Raw genomic sequence first — 20596 nt, forward strand, 5'->3', positions numbered from 1 at the left:
CGGTTACGTCGACGGCCGGAAAATTCCGGCGGCACACGGGTTGCCACGCCCGTCGCCCCCGTCGGTGAACGGCAGGCGTCCAGCAGCGGAATTGTCCGCCCTCGAACCATTCGCGGGCAGCTGGGCCGAATCCTGGTCGTTTCACTGGTTCTGGTGCTCGCGTTGCTGGGCGCCCTGGTCACCCGCGAGATCGACGCGTACCGCAAGAGCCGGGACACGGTGGCCGCGGTGTCGCTGGCGCTCGCGGTGCAGGACCTGGTGCACGAGACGCAGCGCGAGCGCGGCCTGACCAACGGCCTCCTCGGCGGCGACGGGCGACTGCGGCAGCCGGTGGACGACCAGCGCGGCGCCGTCGACCGCGCGCTGCGCGACTTGCAGCAGGCGATGGCGAGCAACCCGCCCGGCGCGGACCGGGTGCGCTCGGCCGCCCGGCCGCTGACCGACCTGGACGCGACCCGGTCCAGGATCGATGAGCTGCGTACGGCACGGCAGGCGGCCTTCCAGTACTACACCGACGCCATCGACGCGCTCAACCAGCTGTCCCTCGGTCTCGACCAGGCCAGCGACCCCACGGTCCGGCACGGTCTGCAAGCGCTGTACGCGCTGGGCGAGGCCAAGGAGCAGACCGCGCGGGAACGCGGCTTCCTCAACGGGGTCTTCGCCGCCGACGAGTTCGGGCCGGGCGAGTACGTGCAGTTCCTCGACATCCGTGCCGCCAAGCTGGCCGGTCTGGCCGCGTTCGCCCGCGACGCCACCCCGGCCCAGCGGTCCCGCCTGGACGCCGCGCTGGACAGCGCCGACGCGGTCGCGGCGGCGGAGTCGGAGAACATCGCGATCGCCTCCAGCGCGGGACGGCTGGTGCGGCCGGTCGACCCGATCACCTGGTGGACCCGGATGACCGCGGTGATCGACGAGCAGCGCACCGTGCAGCAGGCGGTCGGCGCCGACGTGCGCCAGCGCGCCGACGCGTTGCGCCGCGCGGCCGCGGTCATCCTCGGCGCGTTCGTGCTCGCCGCGTTGGCCGCCATCGCGGTGGAGGTGGCGCTGGTCGTCGCCGCGGTGCGGGCGATCGTGCGGCCGCTGGCGACGCTGGCCGCCGACGCCGACGACGTCTCGGGCAGGCGCCTGCCCGACGTGATCGCCGCCTGGCGCGCCGGCGCCGACACCCGGCCGGAGCCGCCGGCGCCGGTGCGCACACCGCCGGGGGCGAGCGCCGAGATCGCCGCGGTGGCCGGAGCGCTGGACCGGGTGCAGTCCACCGCGTTCGAACTCGCGTCGGAGCAGGCGCTGGTGCGCCGCAACACCACCGAGTCGATGGTGAGCCTGGCCCGCCGCAGCCAGAACCTGGTGCGCCGCCAGCTCAATCTGATCAGCGAATTCGAGCGCGAGGAACTCGATCCCAAGGCGCTGTCGAACCTGTTCGAGCTCGACCACCTCGCCACCCGCATGCGCCGCAACGCCGAAAGCCTGCTCGTGCTGGTCGGCGAGGCGAGCCCGCGCCGCTGGGCGGAACCGATCCCGCTGAGCGACGTGATACGGGCCGGTCTGTCCGAGGTCGACGACTACCGCAGGGTGGTGCTGCGACGCATGGACGACGTGCTGATCGCCGGGACGGCGGCCAGCGAGCTGGCGCACATGCTCGCCGAGCTGATCGAGAACGGACTCGCGTTCTCCCCGCCGGATCTCGAAGTGGAGATCTACGGGCGCGCCGTGCCGGGCGGCTATCTGCTCGCCGTGGTCGATCACGGTGTGGGCATGCCCGCGGAGCAGCTGGACCAGGCCAACGCGCGACTGCGCGGCGAACAGGACTTCGTCGTCGCGCCCACCCGCAATCTCGGCCACTACGTGGTCGGCAGGCTGGCCCGGCGTCTCGGGATCGGCGTCGAGCTGAGTGCCTCGCCGGTGAGCGGCATTGTCGCGCGTCTGATGCTGCCGCCGGGAATGCTGGAAGCTGAATCGGATTCTCCACGCGCGCGCGAGCAGTCCGCCGCGTCCGGAACCGAAACCGGGCGCGAGTCCGAACGGGCGGCCGCAGTGACGTACTCCGCGTCAGTTGGCCACGCGCGCGGTGATACCGCTCCACTTCCGGTTGTTTCGGGTCCGGAGGTGCAGCGCCCTCCCGCGGAAGTGGCCTATCGGATCGGTGCGCCGACCACGTCGGAGATCTCGGCCCCGGCGCAGTCTGTGGCCAGCGCGTCGGAATCGGCGGCCGCACCGATCGTTCCCATGATCGAATCCACTCGTCCGACCACGCAACCGGGCTCCGACGAGTCGGCGATTCAGCGCACCAAGAACGGCTTGGTCAAGCGAAACAAGAAGGCCCGCGCGGCCGCCGCGCGCCCCGGACCCGCCGCCGTGCCCCGGCCGCAGCTCGCACCAGCGGTCGATCGCTCTCCTGCGGACACCCGCAGCATGCTGTCCGCCTTCCGGGCCGGGCACCAGCGCGGCGCACCGGCCGCCGCACCGCGCCCCGCCGACATCCGCGCCGTCGATTCGGCGTACGAATTCCAGCCTGCCGTGCCCATCGCAGAGGAGGCCCGATGAGACATGATCGCGCAGCGCTCATCGAGCCGACCGGGTGCGGGAACCCCCGCGAGAAACAGGAGATCCGGTGACCACCCACCTATCGAGCGCCGACCCGCACACGTTCAACTGGATGCTGGCGAACTTCGTCCGCGAGACCCACGGCGTCCGGGAAGCCGTCGCGGTCTCGTCGGACGGACTGCTCATCGCGATGTCCGAAGGCTTGGACCGCACCTCCGCCGACCGGCTGGCCGCCATGGTGTCCGGTTTGGTCGGCCTCGCCAAGAGCGCGTCGCGCAGCTACTCGTTCAACGGGCTGAAACTGATCATGATCGAGATGAAACGCGGGTTCCTGCTCGTCTCGGCAATGGGTGACGGCAGCTGCCTCGGCGTGATCGCCGACAGCGGATGCGACGTCGGCCTGGTCGGCTACGAGATGGCGGTACTCGCCGACCGCGCGGGCGCACTGCTGGACCCGGCGCTGATCGCCGAACTCCGTGAGACGCTGCGGCGATGAGACCGCCGGATCTACCTCGGCTGCCGGACCCGCGCATGATCTCGGTCCAGGGCACCTACGGCGGGTTCGGCACGCCGCCGAACCGCCCGGCCGACGAATCAGCCGCTGGCGACGAACGATTCGTGCGCCCCTTCGTCGTCACCGCCGGACGCACCACCCCGCTGCTGGACGGGCTGCGGATCGAGACGCTGGTGCGGGCGGAGCCCGGGGCGCTGTCCGCCCCGCTGCGCTTCGAGCAGCACACCCTCGTGCGGCTGTGCCAGCAGCCGCACTCCATCGCCGAGATCGGGACCGCGCTGCGCGTTCCGATCGGGGTCGCGAAGGTCGTCGTCAGCGACCTGGCCGCCACCGGACACGTGACCGTGCGCGCCGCCGACCAGCTCACCGCCGCTGCCATCGAGAGGATCAGGGACCTTGTCCGGGCACTCTGACATACGAACGCCTACCATGCCGTCCTCGGTGAAAATCGTGGTCAGCGGCGGATTCGGCGTCGGGAAGACGACATTCATCGGGGCCATCTCCGAGATCGAGCCGCTGGTGACGGAGGCGGCGATGACCGAAATGGCCGTCGGCGTGGACGATCCGGGACGCGCGGACAAGACGCAGACCACGGTCGCCCTGGACTTCGGCCGCATCACCCTGGACGGTTCGCTGATCCTGTACCTGTTCGGCACGCCGGGCCAGGACCGGTTCGTCTTCCTCTGGGACGACCTGGTCGACGGCGCGCTCGGCGCGGTGATCGTGGTGGACACCGGCCGCGTCGACGACTGCTATCCGGTACTGGACTACTTCGAGGAACGCGGCACGCCGTTCGTCGTCGCGGTCAACCGGTTCGAGGGCGGCGCCCACTTCGACCTCGACGAGGTCCGCGAGGCGCTCGAACTGGAGCACTGGATTCCGGTGCTGGAGTGCGATGCCAGACAGCGCGATTCGGTCAAAGACGTGCTGGTGTCGCTGCTCGAGCAGGTGCTCCTGCACCGTACGGTCGACCTGCCCGCCTGAGCCGCTGGCTGAGCACCGCGGCACGCCTCGTCACCGGTCTGGGTCCACACCGCCGGTCGAGCACCGCGGAGCTGGCGTCGCGCATTTGACCACCGGCGCTTTCGCGGCCGTGCCGCTCGCCGCGATCCAGAGATGCTACGGTCCCCGCGACGGGACGACTCCTCGACTTGCCCGACGACGGCGAAGTGACTCCTGAGGAAGAGGATGTTCGACCCACCGATGAATTCGCCGCGCCGCGCCCGTCTGTAGTGGTGCCCGGTTCGACGAGTAGAAAGCGCAGCATCATGAGCAATGGCAAAGACCTCGCCCTGTCCCACGTCGGCGTGCTGGTCGCGGACCAGCAGAAGGCGCTGGAGTTCTACCGCGACGTGATCGGTCTCGAGGTGCGCGCCGACCTGCCGTTCGCGGGCGGGCGCTGGGTGACGGTCGGTCCGGCGCAGCAGCCGGGGATCGAGTTCATCCTGGAGACCCCCGAGATGGTTCCGGACGACGCGGCCCGCACGGCGGCGCAGAGCCGCCTGGCCAGTGGCGCGCAGGGAACGCTGATCTTCGTCACCGACGCCGTGGACGCGACCTTCGCCCGGCTGCGCGACGCCGGGGTCGAGGTGACGCAGGAGCCCATCTCGCAGCCGTACGGTGTCCGTGACTGCGGATTCCGCGACCCGTGGGGCAACCACCTGCGCTTTTCCGAACTCCCGGGCTGAGCCGGGACGGCCCGGCGCGGGCCGCGTCGCCAACATTCGCAGACCGGACAATACTGTCTGATCATGGGCGAATCGACGATCGACACCGCACAGGACGCCATCCGGCCGCTGCGTGACGACATCCGGTTCCTCGGTGGCGTGCTCGGCGACACCATCCGCGACCACGAGGGACCGGAGGTCTTCGACCTCATCGAGCGGGTGCGCATCGAGGCGTTCCGGGTGCGTCGCGAGGAGGTCGGGCGCAGCGCCGTCGCGCAGATGCTGGACGGTGTCGACATCGCGGTGGCCCTCCCGCTCATCCGAGCGTTCAGCTATTTCGTCCTGCTGGCCAACCTGGCCGAGGACATCCAGCGCGACCGTCGCCGCGCCGCGCACGAAGCGGCCGGGGAACCGCCGCAGGACTCCTCGCTCGCGGCGACCTACCGCAAGCTGGACGCGGCGGCGCTGGACGGCGACCGGGTCGCCGATCTGCTGGCCGACGCGCTGGTGTCGCCGGTGATCACCGCGCATCCGACGGAGACCCGCCGCCGCACCGTCTTCGACGCGCAGGCCAGGATCACCGAACTGATGCGGCGCCGCCAGCGCTACGCCGAGAGCGAACGCGAGCGCGCCGACCTCGAGTTGCGGATCCGTCGCCAGGTGCTCAGCCTGTGGCGCACCGCGCTGATCCGGTTGGCCCGGCTGCGCATCCAGGACGAGATCTCGGTGGGGTTGCGCTATTACGACCTCACGCTGTTCGACGTGATCCCGGCGATCAACGCCGAGGTACGCGCCGCGCTGCGGTCACGCTGGCCCGGTGTGGAGTTGCTGCCGCGCCCGATTCTGCGGCCCGGCTCGTGGATCGGCGGCGACCGGGACGGAAACCCGTACGTCACCGCCGATGTCGTGCGTCAGGCCGCCTACCGCGCCGCGGGGGTCGCCTTCGAGCGCTATCTGCGCGAGCTGGTCGAGTTGGAGAAGACCCTGTCGCTGTCGGCCCGGCTCGTCACGGTGACGCCCGAGGTGGCCGAGCTCGCCGAGACCGGATATCCCGATCCGGCCACGCACGCCGACGAGCCGTATCGCCGTGCGCTGCACCATATCCGCGCTCGCCTGACCGCCACCGCGCAGGCCGCGCTCGGAGAGGTTCCGCCGAACGGCCTGGATATGGGGGCGCGACCCTACGCGACCCCGCAGGCGGTGCTGGACGACCTCGACGCCGTGGACGCCTCGCTGCGTCGCAGCGGTGACGACCTGCTCGCCGACGACCGCCTCGCCGCGCTGCGCTACGCCCTGGAGACCTTCGGCTTCCACCTGCAGGGTCTGGACATGCGGCAGAACTCCGAGGTGCACGAGCAGGTGGTCGCGGAGCTGCTGGCCTGGGCGGGGGCGCACCCGGACTACGCGAGTCTGCCGGAGACGCGGCGGGTGGAGCTGCTCGCGGCCGAGCTGAGCACTCGCCGCCCGCTGCTGGGCCCGCACGCGCGGCTGAGCGAGTTGGCCGCGAAGGAACTCGGCATCGTCCGCGCCGCACGGGAGGTGGTGGAAACCCTCGGCGCGGAGGCGGTGCCGAACTACATCATCAGCATGTGCACGTCGGTCAGCGACCTGCTGGAAGCCGCCCTGCTGCTGAAGGAGGGCGGCCTGCTCGACCCGGGTGAGCCGGATGGGCCGCCGAGCTGCCCGGTGGGCATCGTGCCGCTGTTCGAGACCATCGAGGACCTCGGAGCCGGGGCGGACACGCTGTCCGCGGCGTTGGAGGTTCCGGTCTATCGCGAACTGGTGGCGGCACAGGGGATGCGCCAGGAAGTGATGCTCGGCTACTCCGACTCCAACAAGGACGGCGGATATCTCGCCGCCAACTGGGCGTTGTACCGGGCGGAGCTGGACCTGATCGAGGTGGCCCGCAAGACCGGAATCCGGTTGCGGCTGTTCCACGGGCGCGGCGGCACGGTGGGCCGCGGCGGCGGACGCAGTTACGACGCGATCCTCGCCCAGCCCGCGGGTGCGGTGCGCGGCTCGCTGCGGCTCACCGAACAGGGCGAGGTGATCGCCGCGAAATACGCCGAACCCGGTGCGGCGCACCGCAATCTGGAGTCGCTGATCGCGGGCACCCTGGAGTCGACCCTGCTGGACGTGGAGGGCCTCGGGCCGGACGCGGAGCCGTCCTACGGGATCATGGACGACCTGGCGGCGCGCGCCCGCGCGGCGTATTCGCGTCTGGTGCACGAAACCCCTGGCTTCGTCGAGTATTTCCGCCAGTCGACGCCGGTCGCGGAGGTCGGCGACCTGAACATCGGCAGCAGACCCGCGTCGCGCAAGCCGACCAACTCGGTCGCCGACCTGCGTGCCATCCCGTGGGTGATGTCGTGGAGCCAGGCGCGAGTGATGCTGCCCGGGTGGTACGGCACCGGCACCGCGCTCGAGCAGTGGATCGGCGGCGACCCGGAACGTCTGGCGACGCTGGCGGATCTGTACCGCCGCTGGCCGTTCTTCCGGACGGTGCTGTCCAACCTGGCCCAGGTGATGGCCAAGAGCGATCTGGACATCGCCGCCCGCTACGCCGAACTCGTCGACAACGCGGCGCTGCGGGAGCAGATCTTCGGCATGATCCGCGACGAGCACGCCAGAACCATCCGCATGCACGCCGCGATCACCGGCAACGATCACCTGCTGGCCGACAACCCCTCGCTGGCCGAGTCCATCCACAACCGCTTCCCGTACCTGGAACCGCTCAACCAGATGCAGGTGGAACTGCTGCGCCGACTGCGCGCCGGGGACGACTCGGAATTGGTCAAGCGCGGAATACTCCTGACCATGAACGGTCTGGCCACCGCCCTGCGCAACTCGGGCTAGCAGTCAGGTGTCGGAACGCCGGGATCCCCGGACCCCGCTGGGAGGAGTGCGGTGCGGTGTCGGATTGACGCTGCGGCTGTGGCGGGACTCGGGGTCCGTGTGGTCGGTGTCGGGCACAAGAGGAAGCCGCGCGCGTGATCGGTGCACCATGCGTAAATTTCGTACCCCGCATCGAGTCTCGAATGTGCGGAGCGGAGAAGTCGGCCGGACTCTGGCCGGGAAGGGACTCTCGATTGATGCAGCGGCGTGGCGGCACTCGCGTGACCGCATGATCGGCCACCGGGCAAGTGCCGAGCACAAAGCAAGCACCCGGCCATGGGCAGCTTCGCAGGAGTTGGTCTCTGCCGCATTCATTCGCGTGGTTGGAAGGAGAGTCGGTCGAATCCGGCTGAGAAGAAGCGCCATGCCGATCGATACAGCAGCTGTGGTGGCACGCGGGGATCGCGTGAAAGGGTCCTACGCACATGCGCAAGCCGCCCAGGACCGGGCTGGCATGCGGTAATTGCGGTCACCGTCGGTTTTTGGGTGGTTGGAGAAGAGAAGCCGGTCGGTTCCGGCTGGGAAGGAGCGCCGTGTCGATCGATGAAGCAGCCGTGGCGGCACTCGGGGATCGGGTCATAGGTCCGGAGCACAAGGGCATGCCGCCGACTTCCTGGGGTCGTACCGTGCGGGAATTCGTCGCCACCGGACCGACTCTCGATCAGCTGGAGACACCGGTGCTCACCGTCGATCGCGCGGCGGTCGCGACGAACATCGCGGTGATGGCCGACTGGGTGCGCGCGGCGGGCGTGCGGCTCGCACCGCACGGCAAGACCACGATGGCCCCGCAGTTGTGGGCCGATCAGCTGGCCGCCAGCTCGTGGGGGATCACCTTGGCCACGATTTGGCAGACGCAGGTGGCGCGATCCTTCGGCGTCGCGCGTGTGCTGCTGGCCAATGCGCTGGTCGATCCGATCGGATTGCACTGGTTGGCAAGAGAATTGGCGAACAACCCTGGTTTCGAGTTCATCTGTTGGGCCGACAGCGTCGAGACGGTCGCGCTGATGGACGAGCACTTGCGCACCGCGCCGGGCTCGGAGCGCGTCCGGGTTCTGGTCGAACTCGGCGGGCCGCGCGGCCGGACCGGAGCACGGACGGTCGAGCAGGCGCATGCCGTCGCGCGGGCGATCGACCGGGCATCGCGGCTGACGCTGGCCGGGGTCGGTGGCTACGAGGGCGCGCTCGCGCACGACCGCACCCAGGACGCCATCCGCGCGGTGCGCGACTATCTCGCCGAACTCGCCCGCCTGCATCACGAACTCGCTGCTGCCGGGCTGTATCGGGGTTCGGCGATCGTCACCGCGGGCGGCAGCGCCTACCCGGAGCTGGCGGTCGAATACCTCGCCCCGCTGGCCGACGAGCACGGCGCGCGTGGTGCCGCCACCACGGTCGTCCTGCGCTCCGGGGCGTACGTCATCCACGACGACGGCTTCTACGCGGCCATGTCGCCCTTGGCGGCACCCCGCTGCGAGCGGCCGTTGCGCTCCGCGATGCACGGCTGGGCCCGCACGCTCTCGCGCCCAGAGCCCGGGCTCGCCCTGCTGGACGCCGGAAAGCGCGATCTGCCGTTCGACGAGGGCTTCCCGATCCCGCAGCGCATTGCCGGACCGGACAGCATTCCACTCGATCCGGACGCCACGGTTTCTGCGCTCAACGACCAGCACACCTTCTTGCGCTTACCGGGCGGCGCCGCAACGGAATTGCCGATCGGCGCGGTCGTGCGCCTCGGCCTCTCCCACCCCTGCACTGCCTTCGACAAGTGGCGGCTCATCCCGGTGATCGATGACGCCGACGCCCCGACCCCGCGTGTGGTCGACTTCTTGCACACCTTTTTCTGACGGCGCGCCGAATCGGACGTCGAGGAGGTGGCGCAAGCCGGGAATCGGTCGATTGCGGGAAAGCGCAATGCTTTCCGGCGGCAGTGTCGGCAGCGGGAGCATCCGTCCGACCAGACCGGCGGCCGCACCCAGCAGGTCACCGCTGGGCGTGACCAGCGCGACCGCCGCCGCGGGACCTGTCTACGCGTCTCCCGAATCGGCTGTGCGCAGCGAGCGGTCGTCGCCAGACCCATTGCTGGCTGTCAGCGCGGCCCGGGCCTCGGGATCAGGGCCAGATGTTGTGATCGAGGTGAAAGAGGTTGTCAGAAGTCCACGTAGCCGCCGCCAGTGCAGTGTTGTTCCCGAGCCGTGTAGCGGCGATATCCCAACGGCGCGCCCGGAGTCGTGTACTTCGGCGAAGACGGCGCGCGCCCCGCCCTTTTCGACCCGCGTCGCGGCGGGCGAAAACGGACCGCGTCGGATCGTTTGCGCGGCAACGCTTTCCAGAGCAGGCAAGAGGGCGGCATTTCGTAGGTGCGCGTCGCGCGGGTCGGCTAGGTTGGGGAGGTGACCAAGGTCGTCTGGGAGGCATATCCGCAACGGGCCGGACTCGCTGAGCACGCACCCGGTTACCTACTATCCGACGATCCGTTCCAGATTGCCGAGCGGCTTTCCGATGTAGGTTTCGAGACGGTCCATCTCACCGGCGCCCGCTGGACTCGGTCCGACGAGAACTACACCTACACCGCGACCGTCACCGAATCCGAGGGGTCGCACGCTGATGCCGCCGCCGAGATCAATCGGTACCTGAAGGCGACCGAGCTCCAGCAGGACGTCCGGCGCATCCTGTACGCCTTCGTGATCCGCCAGGACTGCGGCGACGGGCCGGTCAGCCGTGACGAGGCATTACGGGTCGCCGGTAGTCATGCCGCCCTCGACGCGTTGATCTATCTGCGCCCGCGGGCCGATGACGTTGGCGTGGACGAGATACTGCACCGCGGGATCGACGCGCTCGCCCTGCTGCACGCCGAACGAGAACTGGGACTGCTGAACGACGACTAGCCGATCCGGTGGTCAGCTTGCCGCGCCGCCGATCAGCGCGCGCACCAACCGGTCCAGCGCGGGGCGTGGATCGAAGTCCGGCGCTGGATTCACCAGCTGGTGCAGGATGATGCCGTCGAACTGGGCGACGAGGATCCGCGTCGCCGCTTCGTCGCCGCCGACTCCGGCCAGGAGGGTGGCGGCCCAGTCGGTCAGCCGACGGTGCCCGCGTCGCACGCTCTCGCGCAGCGCGGGCATGGTCTGCGCTTCCAGGAACAGGGCGTAGCGGGCCAGCGTTCGTATCCGGTCGGTGCGCGCCGCGTGGACGACGAACGCGGCCATGCCGTCGACGAGTTCATCGACCGTGCGCGGAACGGGCTGGCGGTTGAGCGCTTCCCAGTCGGCGTAGTCGCGTGCTTCGAGCCGCTCGGCGATGCCGGTCAGCAGCGCCTCGCGGCTGCGGAAGTAGTTGGAGGCCGACCCGGCGGGCATGCCGGCGACCTCGTCGACCGCGCGGTGGGTGAGCGCGCGGGTGCCGCGGGACCCCAGCAGCTCGATCGCCGCGTCCAAGACCAGTTCGCGCTTGGTGGACACACCGTAATACTACATCGGTAGTGATGCTTGTTACAGCCGACGTGGCTCGCACTACATTAGTAGTAAGCTCGGGGCAGCTGCCTGCGGCGGTGCGGGCGGCGGAAAGGGAAAGCCGTGTCGCAGGCGGTCATCGTGGGCGGTGGCATCGGCGGTCTGGCGGCCGCGGTGGCCTTCCTCCAGCAGGGGTGGGACGTCCACGTGCTCGAGCGGGCCACCGAAATCACGGCCGTCGGCGCAGGATTGTCCTTGTGGCCCAATGCTCTTCGCGCCCTCGACGCGCTCGGTCTCGGCGATCGGGTCCGCGAACGCGCCGTCGAGGGAGGGACCGCGGGCATCCGTGACCCAGCGGGCCGCTGGCTGACGCGGATGGACGCTGAGGCGACCCGAGCGCGCTACGGCAGCCCGATCATGATGCACCGCGCCGATCTGGTGCACATCCTGCGCTCGGCGATCCCCGCGGACGCGGTGCGCACCCGCGTCACGGTGACCGACGCGGGGACCGACGGCACGGTGGTGCACTCGGCCGGAACGTCCAGCGGTGAGGTCGTCGTCGGCGCCGACGGCATCCGCAGCGTTGTGCGTCGCGCGGTCTGCGGGGAAGTGCGGCCGCGCTATGGCGGCTATACCGCGTGGCGGGTGGTCGTCACGCCGCGCGAGCCGGTCCTCGGGATGGGCGAAACCTGGGGCCGCGGCGAGCGTTTCGGCTACGGCGCGCTCGCCGACGGCCGGGTCTACTGCTTCGCGACGGCGAACATGCCCGCGGGCACCCCCGGCGGCGGGCTGGCCGAGCTGCGTGACCGCTTCGGCGCGTGGCACGAGCCGATCCCCGCCCTGCTGGCGGCGGCCGAAGAATCCGACCTGCTGAAGCACGACCTCTACGATCTGCCCGCGCTGAAAACCTATGTCGCCGGGCGTATCGCGCTGGTCGGCGACGCGGCGCACGCGATGATGCCCACCCTCGGACAGGGCGCCTGCCAGGCGCTGGAGGACGCGGTCGTGCTGGCGCGGGCGGCGGTCGACGGAGACCTGAGCCGCTACGACCGGGAGCGCAGGCCGCGTACGCGGATGATCGCGAGCCGTTCCCGCCGCCTCGGCGCGGCGGCGCAACTCTCGTTCGCGCCGGTCGTCGCGATCCGCGACTCCTTGGTGCGCGTGGTTCCTTCGTCGGTGCAGCTCAAATCGCTGGCCGCGGTGCTGGATTGGAGCTGTTAGCCGACCGCCGACACCGGGACACACGGCACAATCGCCGCAGGCGCGCGGATGCCTCGATGTCTTCCTGCGAGCACGCTGAAGTCGAGGTGAGGGGGCATCCATACCGAATGCGCAGGTGGGCGCCGACATGCGGACGGCAGCGGACGCTCGACACGGAGAAGTGGTGCGCAGCTTCCCCGCAGCGGGCCGCTCGGGCGGAGGGCGCCGACAACGTCCGGCGGACCGGTCGCATGAACTCGAGGTGAAGCCAGGTGATCGTCCACACCGACTGATCCGATCTTCGTGCGCCGAGGTGGGACACGGCTGGCGGACGTTGGATGACCGCCTCGGTCGGCCTCGACAGACGGTTACGGCACTGGGAAGTCGCGCAGGGCGTGGTCGCAGCGGGCGGCTTGGGTGCGGAAGGCGTCGGCGAGTTCCTGCGGCCCGGTGAGCAAGGTGAAGTCGAGGTCGACCGAGGTGATCATCCACACCAATTGCTCCGGTGATTCGGCGCCGACATGCAGGCGGCAGCTGTGGTCGTCGACGGCTTCCACGGCGCCCATCCCGGGCCACACGCGGTCGGCGGCGTCCTCGGCGGATCGGTGCAGGAGCACGGTCGCCTGACACGGCCATGCATGGAGCGACAACCGCATCGAAAGATACTTCGCCACATCGCCTTCCGGGGGCTCCCGTGGTGTGAAGCGGGGGCCGGTCGGGATCCGCGGGGTGATCCGGTCGACCCGGAAGGTGCGCCAGTCGGCGCGGTCCACGTCCCAGGCGACCAGGTACCAGTGCCTGCTGAAGTGCACAAGCGTGCGCGGCTCGACCATGCGCACGGTGGGTGTGCCGTCATGCGCGCGGTAGTCGAATCGCAGGCGTTCGTGTCGCTGGCAGGTCTCGGCGATGGCCATGAGGGTCCCGGGGTGGACCCGCGTGGCGGGCGCGGCGACGCGGAGTGTCGCGCCGCGCAGCGTGCGGACGCGATGCCGCAACCGGGGCGGCAGCACGTGTTCCAGCTTGGTCAAGGCGCGCAGCGAGGCTTCCTCGAGACCGGTTACGGTGCCGGAAGCGCTGCGCAGGCCGACGGCCACCGCGACCGCTTCGTCGTCGTCGAGCAGCAAGGGCGGTAGCGCCGCGCCCGCGCCGAGCCGGTAACCGGCGGCGCCCTGGGTCGCGTGCACCGGATAGCCGAGTTCGCGCAGCCGGTCGATGTCGCGGCGCACGGTTCGTCCGGTGACGCCGAGCCGTTCGGCCAGTTCGGCGCCGGTCCAGTCGCGGCGGGTCTGCAACAGGGCCAGCAGTTTCAGCAGGCGGGCCGACGTTTCCCACATCCCGTCAGAATGCCGGAAACTTAGGAACAAATCCGTCCTAAGCGGTTTCTACGGTGGCCCGCATGACTACCGACCAGGACATCCGCCCCTTCCGCATCGAGATCCCCCAGGAGAAGATCGACGATCTGCACCGCCGCCTCGCGAACACGCTGTGGCCGCGGGACCTGCCCGGCGTGGGATGGGGCAAGGGCATGCGCGTGTCCTACCTGCGGCCGCTGGCCGAGTACTGGCGCACCGAATTCGACTGGCGCGCCGTGGAAGCGAAGCTGAACGAGCTGCCGCAGTTCGTCACCGAGATCGACGGGCAGCAGGTGCACTTCCTGCATGTGCGCTCGCCGGAGCCGGATGCCATGCCGCTGGTGCTCAACCACGGCTGGCCCGCGTCGTTCGTCGAGTTCCTGCCGGTGATCGGGCCGCTGAGTGATCCCCGTGCGCACGGCGCCGACCCCGCGGACGCGTTCCACCTGGTCATTCCCTCGCTGCCGGGGTTCGCCTTCTCCGAGGTTGCCCCGGACGCCGGGGCGGGCTCGACCGAACGCTTCGCGGAAGTGGTCGCCGAGCTCATGGCGCGGCTCGGCTATGACCGCTACGGCGTGCAGGGCGGCGACGCCGGGTACTTCGTCGCCGCGCAGCTTGGGCACATCGCGCGTGAGCACCTCGCGGGCATCCACGTGAACGGTCCGATCACGATCCCCGCGTGGGACAGCTACGAATTCCGAAACGGCGCGGAGGAATCCGGGTCTGGGGGCGAGCGGTCCCAGGGCGGCGCGGACCAATCAGTGTCGGCGGGGGAGTGGTCCACCGGCGGTGCGGGCGAGTCCGCGTCCGCGGGGGACTGGTCCGCGGTCGGTGCGTATTCCGAGTACAGCCCGGAAGATCAGGCGAAACTGGCCGTGCTGACCGGCCCGGAAAGCTATTCCCGCTACGACTACGCGACCTTGCAGGCCAACCGTCCGCAGACGCTGGCGATCGGCGTGCACGACTCGCCCGCGGGGCTGTTGTCCTGGGTCACCGACCTGTTCCGGCAGTACACCAACCCGGCGATCGAATCGCCGGATGACGCGGTGGGCCGCGACGCGCTGCTGACCAACATCAGCCTCTACTGGTTCACCGGAACCTTCGCCTCGTCGCTTCGGCTCTACAGTGAGTCCGCGGCCTGGGGCGCGCCGGTGCGGAAGTCCGATGTGCCCACAGCGGCGGCGCTCTTCCCCGGTGACATGTCCATCCGCAAGCTCGCCGAAGACACGCACAATATCGTGCGGTGGACCGAGTTCGACCGCGGCGGGCATTTCGCCGCGATGGAGGCGCCGGATCTACTGACCGCGGACGTGCGGGAGTTCTTCCGGTCGCTGCGCTGATCATCGGGATCCGCCGCCGAGGGAGGACGTGCTGATCGACACACTCGGCCCAGGGTGGCCTACTCGCCGGAGTAGCGCGCGTGCATGGCGGCGGCTGTCGCCGCGAGTCGCGCGCGCAGCTGCGGTGGTTCGAGCACTTCGACGAACTCGCCGAGCGGAAGAAGGCCCGTCGCGAGCACCTCATAGGACTCGGAGGGCACGACCACCTCCACCCAGCCTTCGGCATCCGGCGGTCCCGCGGAGGCCAGTGCCTCGGCGACCGCTGCCGGGTCGTTCATCAGCCGCAGCAGCCGCACGTGGTCGGCCGCGATCCGGCAGCGCGCCCGCACGCGCAGCATCGAACGCGCGAAATCCTCCGCGGCGTCGGCCCAGTGCGCTCGCAAATCGAATTCCGCTGGGCGAACGAAGGTTGCGCCGGTCGGTTCGGCGGCAAGGATGCGGCTCACCCGGTAGGAACGCAGCGCCGACCCGTCCCGGGCCACCAGGTACCAGGTGCCCGCCTTGAGCACCAGGCCCAGCGGGTCGAGCAGGCGTTCGACCACCTTGTCCTTGCGGCCGTACCGCACACGCAGCCGCCGGTCGTGCCAGAGCGCGTCGGCGACGGTCGCGAGCGTCGGCGTCTCGTCCGGCCGGTGGAACCAGCCCGGCGCGTCCACGTGCACCCGCTCGGCGATGCGGGTCGCACGTCCACGCAGTTCGGGCGGCAGCGCGGCGAGCACCTTCAGCTGCGCGGTGGCCAGCACCGTGCCGAGCCCGAGATCGGCTGCGGCGCCGGGCAATCCGGTCAGCAGTACCGCGTCGGCCTCCTCGGTGGTGAGTCCGGTCAGCCGGGTCCGGTAGCCGTCGACCAGCCGCACGCCGCCCGCCCGGCCCGGCTCGCTGTACACCGGGACGCCCGCGGCCGAGAGCGCGTCGATGTCGCGGTACACGGTGCGCACCGACACCTCCAGCTCCCTGGCCAATTCCGGCGCCGTCAACCGGCCGCGCGTCTGCAGCAGCAACAGCAGCTGTACCAGTCGACTCGCCCGCACGCCTGCGACACTAGCCGGAAAACCTGACAGAAGATGGCAAGGATCAGCCGTACCGTCGTCCGCATGACCAATTGGAGCCGATTCACCGAAGAAGCGCCGCACATCGCCGAGATCTTCCTGCGCAGGCACCGCGCCGCGGGCAACCTCTGCATGCTCGGCACCCTCCGTTCCGACGGATACCCGCGGATCAGCCCGGTCGAGCCGCGCATCTTCGAGGACCTCCTCGTCATCGCGGGCATGCCGGGGACGACCAAGTTCCGCGACCTGGCCCGGGACCCGCGCTTCTGCCTGCACACCGCCACCGTCGACACGAACGTCTCCGACGGCGACGCCAAACTCTTCGGCACCGTCGTCGACCTCCCCGACCGGGCCGTGCACGCCCGCTTCGCCCAGCAGCTGTTCGACGAAACCGGCTTCGACATACGCGACCAGGAATTCGACCATTTCTACGTCGCCGATCTCACCGGCGCCTCGACCGTGGAGGTCGTCGAGGACCACCTCGACATCACCATCTGGAAGCCCGGCGAGGGCGAGCGCGTGGTCCAGAAGCGCTGAGCCGGCGGTCGCGCGTTGTCACCGGAGGGGCGCGTCGCATGGTACGCACCGCCCAGGTGCTCTATACCCTCTGGCGCACGGGGGCCGATGAAGGCCACACAGATGTGCTGCTATCGGCTCGACTCACTCCAGCCGCGCTCGGCGCGGCGGCGGGTGAGGAAGTCTCGTTCGGCCGCGTTCCCGGCACGGGTGATGGCGGCGTCGTAGGCGGCCACGGCGTCGGCGGTGCGTCCGAGCCGCGCCAGCAGGTCGGCGCGAATGGCGTGAAAGAGGTGGTAGCCGTCCAGTGCGAGGCCTTCCACTAGGTTCAATGCCGTTGCCGGACCGTCTACTTCGGCGACCGCCACCGCACGGTTGAGCGCGACGATCGGGCTCGGGGTGAGCGCGGCGAGCTGGTCGTAGAGCCGCAGTATCTGGGTCCAGTCGGTGGCCGCGGCGACGGGTGCGTCGGTGTGCACCGCGTTGATCGCCGCCTGCAGTTGGTACGGCCCCGGCCGGTTGCTGCGCAGACACTGCCGGACAAGGGCGTGTCCCTCGGCGATCAGATCGCGGTCCCACCGGCTGCGGTCCTGCTCCCGCAGCGGCACCAGTGACCCGTCGGCGCCGGTCCGGGCGGTTCGACGGGACTCACTCAGCAGCATCAGGGCCAGCAGCCCGGCGACCTCTGGTTCGTCCGGCATGAGCTCGTTCAGCAGGCGCCCGAGACGGATCGCCTCGGCGCACAGATCGGCGCGGACGAGGCGTGTGCCGGAGGTGGCGGTGTGTCCTTCGGTGAAGATCAGATACACGACGGCGAGCACCGCGCGCAGCCGAGCGGGCAGCTCCGCGTCGGCGGGCACACGGTAGGGGATGCGGGCGTCGCGGATCTTGCCTTTGGCGCGGACCAGCCGCTGCGCCATGGTCGATTCGGAGGTCACGAAGGCGCGGGCGATCTGCGCGGTGCTCAGGCCGCCGAGCAGTCGCAGGGTCAGCGCCACCTGCGCGGGCACCGCCAGCGCGGGATGGCAGCAGGTGAAGATCAAGCGGAGGCGATCGTCGCGCAGCGTGCTCACCACCTCGTCGGGCTCGTTCTCGGCGTGCAGCAGGGCGGCCTGCGCGTGCCGGTCCGCGCGGGACGCTTCGCGGCGCAGGCGGTCGATGGCCCGATTGCGTGCGGTGGTGATGATCCAGCCCGGCGGGCTCGGTGGGAGGCCGTCGGCGGGCCAGCGCTGGACCGCCGCGGTGAACGCGTCCTGCACCGCGTCCTCGGCGACGCCGATGTCGCCGAAGACGCGGATCAGGCTTGCCACCGCGCGCCCGTAGTGCTCGGTGAACACCGCCTCGATCACCGCGCCGGTCACGGGTGCGCCCATCTACTCGTCCTGGATCGGCCGGACCTCGATGGGCAAGGTGAGGACGGCGGTCAGCTTGCGTCCCCACGCCAGCGCCTCATCGAGATCGGCGGCTCGGATGACGGTGAATCCGCCGATGTGCTCCTTGCCCTCGATATAGGGGCCATCGGTGACGAGCATGTCGCCGTCCTTGGCGTGCAGCACGGTGGCGGTCTCGGGCGCGTGCAGACCGGCGGCGAACACCCACGCGCCCGCTGCCCGCATCTCGGCGTTCAGCTCGCCGAGATCGCGCATGATCTCATCCAGGTTGTCCGGGACGCCCTCGCCGTCGGGCTGGTAGATGCTGAGCAAATACTGCTTCATCGGGTCGTCCTCCTCATTCGCGCCGGTAGCTGGCGATGATGACGCCGGTGCTGGTCGCGACGGCGTCGGCGAACCGCAGATCGCCCAGTTCCACGCCGTCGAACAGTCGACGGCCCGAGCCGATCACCAACGGGTGGATCAGCACAACGTACTTGTCGACCAGATCCCGCCGCATCAGCGAGCGCAGTAGATCGCCGCTGCCGAGCACCACCAGGTTCCGGCCCGGCTGCCGCCGCAGCAGTTCGGGGACCGTCGTCGCCGCGTCGCCGGTGAGCCAGGTCGAGTTCTGCCAGGCCAGCGGCCCGTTCGCGGTGCGGGACGCGACGAATTTCTCGGTCTTGTCCAGCACCTCGGTGATCGGATTACCGATCTGGTGCGGCCAGTATCCGGCGAAATCCTCGTAGGTGCGTCTGCCGAACAGCAGCGCGCCGCGATGGGCTGACATATGCCTGCCCATCACCTCGGCCTGGACCGGATCGTCGTATCGGTGCGCCCAGCCCCCATAAGCGAATCCGTCTCTGGTGTCCTCGTCGGCACGCCCCGGGGCCTGCATGACGCCGTCCAGGGTCAGGTGTTCCACCGCGATGATCTTGCTCATGTCCGCTCCTTCCGCGGCCGGGTCGGCACCGGCCTCATCCTCTACACGAACGGACCCGCGGCGAATCGACAGTGACCGCGCGATTTCTCCGCCTAGCGGACGGATCCCTCTGGAGCGGACGAAGGAGTTCCCCTACTGAGCGGGCAGGAGGCGCTGGATGTCGGGATAGGTCAGGATGCCGGATGGCAGGGGCGTGTCGTGTAGCACGGCGCGCGCGACGTCCACGGCGGCTGACAGCGCCGCACGGTAGAGCAGGGAGCCGGTGCTGACCCGGCGCACGCCGAGTTCGGCCAGCGTCGCGATGGTGGGGCCGACGGCGGCGTACAGGATGTTCACCGGCAGATCGGTCGTTGTGACGATCCGTTCGATCCCCGCTCGGTCGGTCAGGCCGGGAACGAAGATGCCGTCGGCTCCGGCCGCGGTGTAGCGCTGAACGCGGTCGTGTGTGGAGCCGTGGTCGAGGCTCAGCCAGTAGGTGTCGACGCGGGCGTTGATGAACAGCTCCGGCGTGCGGTCCTTGATCGCGGCGATGAGCTCGGCTTGGTCGCCGGGTGCGGCGAGGGCGTTTCCCGCGCGGCCGTCTTCGAGGTTCACGCCCGCGATCCCGCACGCCGCGAGCTGCTCGACGAAATCCGCCACTGCGCTAGGTCTTTCGTCGAATCCGCCTTCGATGTCGACGGTCACCGGCACCGGCAGCCGCGCCAGCCGCTGGGCGATGGCGAGCGTTTCGCGCTTGGTGATGCCCGCGCCGTCGGCGAGCCCGGCAGCGGCGGCGACCCCGAGACTGGTCGTGCCGATCGCCGGGAATCCCTCTACCGCGAGCAGGGCGGCCGAGGCGAAATCCCAGGCGTTCGGCAGCACCAAGGGCTGCTCCCGGTAGTGCAGATCGCGAAAGATCTCGAACTTGGTCGTCGGGGCCGGCGCGGCAGGCGAAGTCATGTGGTGACCGTAGGCGCGAGACGCTTCGGCATCGACCGAAATGACGGGGCGCGATCATGGTGTGGTGCCGACCAGAGGAGCCGAACTCGCGGGCTTGGCCGCGCTGCTCGCCGACCGTACCCGCGCCGATATCTGCCTCGCCCTGTTGGACGGGCGGGCCTGGACCGCGGGCGAGCTCGCACGCCGCAGCGGCGTCGCGCCGTCCACCGCCACCGAGCATCTCAACCGCTTGCTGAGCGGTGGGCTGCTGGTCGAACACCGCCAAGGCCGCCACCGGTACGTCCAGCTGGCTGGACCTCAGGTGGCGGAGCTGCTCGAAGGCATGGTCGCCCACCTGGATCTACCCCGTCCCGCCGTGACCGGACTGCGGGCCGCCACCGTCGCCGCGGCGCTGGTCCGCGGACGCACCTGCTACGACCATCTCGCGGGCCGTCTCGGTGTGGCGGTGACCGACGCGATGATCGCGCGCGGCCTGCTCGACAGCGAAGGTGGTTTCGCACTCACGGCATCGGGCCGGAGCTGGCTCGCCGATCCGATGGGTATCGAACCCGCTGCGCTGCTGACTACGCGGCGGGCTATCGCGCGCCCCTGCCTCGACTGGACCGAACGACGCATCCACCTCGGCGGCTCGGCGGGCGCGCAGCTGTACCGGAGGCTGCGGGAGTTGGCGTGGATCGAGCGGGTCGGCACCGGACGCGCCGTGCGCGCAACGCCACGGGGTGAAGCCGGGCTGGCGGAAGCGCTCGGTATCGAACCGGTGGCGCTGCGCTGAATCGTCGGTGCCCAATGGACCAAGCGCACGGGCGAGCCGGTTCGACGAGCCG

General features: G+C 70.1%; 19 protein-coding genes. 12 read left to right on the top strand and 7 right to left on the bottom strand.

The window, feature by feature from the left end; all coding sequences use genetic code 11:
- Positions 1 to 153: 153 nt before the first annotated feature.
- The 8 genes from ON34_RS10130 (at position 154) to ON34_RS10165 (ending at position 10499) form a co-directional block, all read left to right on the top strand.
- On the top strand, positions 154 to 2544 hold the full coding sequence (locus ON34_RS10130; protein ID WP_051022340.1) for a sensor histidine kinase: 2391 nt from the start codon (positions 154 to 156) through the stop codon (positions 2542 to 2544).
- Between the two features lie 67 nt (positions 2545 to 2611).
- On the top strand, positions 2612 to 3040 hold the full coding sequence (locus ON34_RS10135; RefSeq protein WP_040777440.1) for a roadblock/LC7 domain-containing protein: 429 nt from the start codon (positions 2612 to 2614) through the stop codon (positions 3038 to 3040).
- Complete coding sequence (locus ON34_RS10140) at positions 3037 to 3471, top strand: DUF742 domain-containing protein (RefSeq protein ID WP_040777442.1); 435 nt, start codon at positions 3037 to 3039, stop codon at positions 3469 to 3471. Before ON34_RS10135 ends, ON34_RS10140 begins: the two co-directional genes overlap by 4 nt.
- A 16-nt stretch (positions 3472 to 3487) precedes the next feature.
- A complete protein-coding gene (locus ON34_RS10145; RefSeq protein ID WP_040777445.1) occupies positions 3488 to 4042 on the top strand; it encodes a GTP-binding protein in 555 nt (184 codons plus the stop codon).
- 284 nt (positions 4043 to 4326) lie between these two features.
- The gene (locus tag ON34_RS10150; protein WP_040777448.1) at positions 4327 to 4746 is read left to right on the top strand and encodes a VOC family protein; all 420 of its coding nucleotides are present in this window, start codon (positions 4327 to 4329) and stop codon (positions 4744 to 4746) included.
- Between the two features lie 63 nt (positions 4747 to 4809).
- Positions 4810 to 7581, top strand: coding sequence for a phosphoenolpyruvate carboxylase (ppc, locus tag ON34_RS10155; protein WP_040777451.1), 2772 nt, complete (start codon positions 4810 to 4812; stop codon positions 7579 to 7581).
- Between the two features lie 638 nt (positions 7582 to 8219).
- On the top strand, positions 8220 to 9458 hold the full coding sequence (locus tag ON34_RS10160) for a type III PLP-dependent enzyme domain-containing protein (protein WP_444543830.1): 1239 nt from the start codon (positions 8220 to 8222) through the stop codon (positions 9456 to 9458).
- Positions 9459 to 10004: 546 nt separating this feature from the next.
- Positions 10005 to 10499, top strand: coding sequence for a hypothetical protein (locus tag ON34_RS10165; protein WP_040777457.1), 495 nt, complete (start codon positions 10005 to 10007; stop codon positions 10497 to 10499).
- 12 nt (positions 10500 to 10511) lie between these two features.
- On the opposite strand, the gene ON34_RS10170 is transcribed toward ON34_RS10165, so the two are convergent.
- Positions 10512 to 11072, bottom strand: coding sequence for a TetR/AcrR family transcriptional regulator (locus tag ON34_RS10170; RefSeq protein ID WP_040777460.1), 561 nt, complete (start codon positions 11070 to 11072; stop codon positions 10512 to 10514).
- A 114-nt stretch (positions 11073 to 11186) separates the two neighbouring features.
- Between ON34_RS10170 and ON34_RS10175 the strand changes: the two genes are divergently transcribed.
- On the top strand, positions 11187 to 12284 hold the full coding sequence (locus ON34_RS10175; protein WP_040777464.1) for an FAD-dependent monooxygenase: 1098 nt from the start codon (positions 11187 to 11189) through the stop codon (positions 12282 to 12284).
- Positions 12285 to 12631: 347 nt separating this feature from the next.
- On the opposite strand, the gene ON34_RS10180 is transcribed toward ON34_RS10175, so the two are convergent.
- Positions 12632 to 13597, bottom strand: a complete 966-nt coding sequence (locus ON34_RS10180) for a helix-turn-helix transcriptional regulator (protein WP_040777467.1) — start codon at positions 13595 to 13597, stop codon at positions 12632 to 12634.
- Positions 13598 to 13659: 62 nt separating this feature from the next.
- On the opposite strand from ON34_RS10180, the gene ON34_RS37140 reads away from it, so the two are divergent.
- Entirely contained in the window at positions 13660 to 14955 is a 1296-nt protein-coding gene (locus ON34_RS37140) for an epoxide hydrolase family protein (protein WP_040777470.1), read from the top strand.
- A gap of 59 nt (positions 14956 to 15014) precedes the next feature.
- On the opposite strand, the gene ON34_RS10190 is transcribed toward ON34_RS37140, so the two are convergent.
- Positions 15015 to 15986, bottom strand: coding sequence for a helix-turn-helix transcriptional regulator (locus ON34_RS10190; RefSeq protein ID WP_040777473.1), 972 nt, complete (start codon positions 15984 to 15986; stop codon positions 15015 to 15017).
- A 63-nt stretch (positions 15987 to 16049) separates the two neighbouring features.
- Here ON34_RS10190 and ON34_RS10195 point away from each other — a divergent pair, with 63 nt between their 5' ends.
- Complete coding sequence (locus tag ON34_RS10195; RefSeq protein WP_040777476.1) at positions 16050 to 16541, top strand: pyridoxamine 5'-phosphate oxidase family protein; 492 nt, start codon at positions 16050 to 16052, stop codon at positions 16539 to 16541.
- A gap of 110 nt (positions 16542 to 16651) precedes the next feature.
- On the opposite strand, the gene ON34_RS10200 is transcribed toward ON34_RS10195, so the two are convergent.
- The 4 genes from ON34_RS10200 to ON34_RS10215 all read right to left on the bottom strand — a co-directional run bounded on the left by ON34_RS10200 (position 16652) and on the right by ON34_RS10215 (position 19772).
- The gene (locus tag ON34_RS10200) at positions 16652 to 17893 is read right to left on the bottom strand and encodes an RNA polymerase sigma factor (protein ID WP_040777479.1); all 1242 of its coding nucleotides are present in this window, start codon (positions 17891 to 17893) and stop codon (positions 16652 to 16654) included.
- Complete coding sequence (locus tag ON34_RS10205) at positions 17894 to 18235, bottom strand: YciI family protein (RefSeq protein ID WP_040777482.1); 342 nt, start codon at positions 18233 to 18235, stop codon at positions 17894 to 17896.
- Positions 18236 to 18248: 13 nt separating this feature from the next.
- On the bottom strand, positions 18249 to 18833 hold the full coding sequence (locus ON34_RS10210) for a dihydrofolate reductase family protein (RefSeq protein WP_040777485.1): 585 nt from the start codon (positions 18831 to 18833) through the stop codon (positions 18249 to 18251).
- Positions 18834 to 18965: 132 nt separating this feature from the next.
- Complete coding sequence (locus tag ON34_RS10215; RefSeq protein WP_051022341.1) at positions 18966 to 19772, bottom strand: isocitrate lyase/PEP mutase family protein; 807 nt, start codon at positions 19770 to 19772, stop codon at positions 18966 to 18968.
- Positions 19773 to 19836: 64 nt separating this feature from the next.
- Here ON34_RS10215 and ON34_RS10220 point away from each other — a divergent pair, with 64 nt between their 5' ends.
- Positions 19837 to 20544 carry an ArsR/SmtB family transcription factor gene (locus ON34_RS10220; protein WP_040777603.1) on the top strand — a complete coding sequence of 236 codons (708 nt, stop codon included), beginning with the start codon at positions 19837 to 19839 and terminating at the stop codon, positions 20542 to 20544.
- The last annotated feature ends 52 nt before the right edge of the window (positions 20545 to 20596 follow it).

Source organism: Nocardia pneumoniae NBRC 100136 (assembly GCF_000308755.1).
In the GTDB taxonomy this organism is placed as follows: domain Bacteria; phylum Actinomycetota; class Actinomycetes; order Mycobacteriales; family Mycobacteriaceae; genus Nocardia; species Nocardia pneumoniae.